A 906-nucleotide genomic window follows, 5' to 3' on the forward strand; every position below is an offset into this window, starting at 1 on the left:
AGAGGCCGTTTCGAAAGGGGTTGAGCGGCTGAGGTTCGTGTGATTCCGGGGGTTTTGCAGACAACCCGGAGATCTTGATGTGGACCCCAGCCACCCGCGTGCAGCATACGCGTGTTTCGAAGCGTTACCAGACGGATTTGAGCGATGCCGAGTGGGCGCTGATCGCGGCATTTGTTCCCGAGGCGCGCACGACGGGGCGGCGACGGCAATGGCCAATGCGCGAAATCGTGAACGCCATCTTCTACGTTCTGCGCGGCGGGATTGCATGGCGGTTGCTGCCCAAGGACTTCCCGCCGTGGCAGACGGTCTACCGCTGGTTTGCCCGGTTTCGTGACGAATGCCTGTTCGAGCGGATCAACCATGCGCTGGTCGCGCTCGATCGCGAGCGAGCCGGAAGGGACGCCTCGCCAAGCGCAGCCATCATCGACAGTCAGAGCGTCAAGACCACCGAGAGCGGCGGACCGCGCGGCTACGATGCTGGCAAGAAGATCAAAGGTCGCAAGCGCCATGCTCTGGTCGATACTGACGGCAGGCCGCTGCTTGTCGAGCCGCACACCGCCGATGTCCAGGATCGTGATGGCGGCGGCGCGTTGCTGCAAATCTCGCGCGGCCTCTTCCCGTTCATCGAGAAGGTCTGGGCCGATGGCGGCTATAACCATCACCGTGTCACCGAGGCGACCCGCATCACCGTCGAGATAGTCAGCAAGATCGCCGGGCAGTCCGGCTTCGTCGTCCTCCCTCGGCGCTGGGTGGTCGAGCGGTTCTTCGCTTGGGTCAATCGAAACCGCCGTCTGGCCAAGGACGTGGAAGCCACCCTCAAATCCGCCGCAGCCTTCCTCTACGCCGCCGCCGCCATGCTCATGCTACGCCGTTTGGCTCGGTCAGCGTGAGTTTCGAAACCGACTC

Annotated in this window: 1 protein-coding gene; it reads left to right on the top strand. The window is 63.4% G+C overall.

Translation table 11 applies throughout. From position 1 onward, the window contains the following. The first annotated feature begins 77 nt into the window (after nt 1–77). Nucleotides 78–890 carry an IS5 family transposase gene (locus AC0KVN_RS27575; protein WP_066213739.1) on the top strand — a complete coding sequence of 271 codons (813 nt, stop codon included), beginning with the start codon at nt 78–80 and terminating at the stop codon, nt 888–890. The last annotated feature ends 16 nt before the right edge of the window (nt 891–906 follow it).

It is taken from the genome of Sphingobium sp. SG1 (genome assembly GCF_057063145.1).